General features: G+C 37.6%; 1 protein-coding gene and 1 pseudogene. Both read right to left on the bottom strand.

Features of this window, described 5'->3' with window-relative positions:
- On the bottom strand, positions 1-154 hold a 154-nt coding region (locus D8792_RS11105), incomplete at its 3' end, for a DNA-3-methyladenine glycosylase I (protein WP_142999408.1).
- A gap of 16 nt (positions 155-170) precedes the next feature.
- Positions 171-681, bottom strand: a pseudogene (locus tag D8792_RS11525) (hypothetical protein); the annotation flags it as partial.

Genomic DNA, 681 nt, shown 5'->3' with positions numbered 1-681 from the left:
GAATGGTCTCCCAAGAAAGTCCAGCCTGATAAGTCTCCATGCAGAGCAATTCAAATAATTTTTGATCATCATGGAGGGGCTTGCCCCACTCCTCATCATGATAGGCCACATATAAAGGGTTGTTCATCTTTACCCAGCCACAGCGTTTGGTCATATTCTATTCCACTTTCTTATTCTGGATGTTCAGCAGCCCATGCTTGAAGTTCATCGTATGATTTGATTTGTGTCTTCTCGCCTGTGACTGGATCTGTCGCATATACTTCTAAAGCATCTTGACCTTTTGGCGCAAACCAGTACAGTAACTTGTCAAACCACTCTTTACTACTATACTGTTTAGGTCTGAAATAGAGTCGAGAAATGTTTTTCATATCTTTAGCTATTTCAGGATATAGTTCTGAAAAGTTTGTATTGGAAACATCTACTTCTTTATCCATATTTTTTTCTGATAAATCTTTTTCTATATATCCACTTACCAGATATAAGCGATAATTTTCCACAAGCTTTTGTCTCAGATCCTTATACACTCCACCAAATGCAATATCTCGATTCCCATATGGTGAAGGCACCTGTTTTAAATCGCCAAATTGTTGAATATCCATTAACTGACCAGAAGATAAATCCAGCATCATATCTTTGCCACTTCCGTTATTAGATTGAGCAAGGTTAATTGCCAAATAATCT

The organism is Streptococcus cristatus (assembly GCF_003943505.1).
Lineage (GTDB): Bacteria > Bacillota > Bacilli > Lactobacillales > Streptococcaceae > Streptococcus > Streptococcus cristatus_E.
The sequence above is the reverse complement of the archived record's forward strand: the minus strand, read 5'-3'. Positions and strand labels throughout refer to the sequence as shown.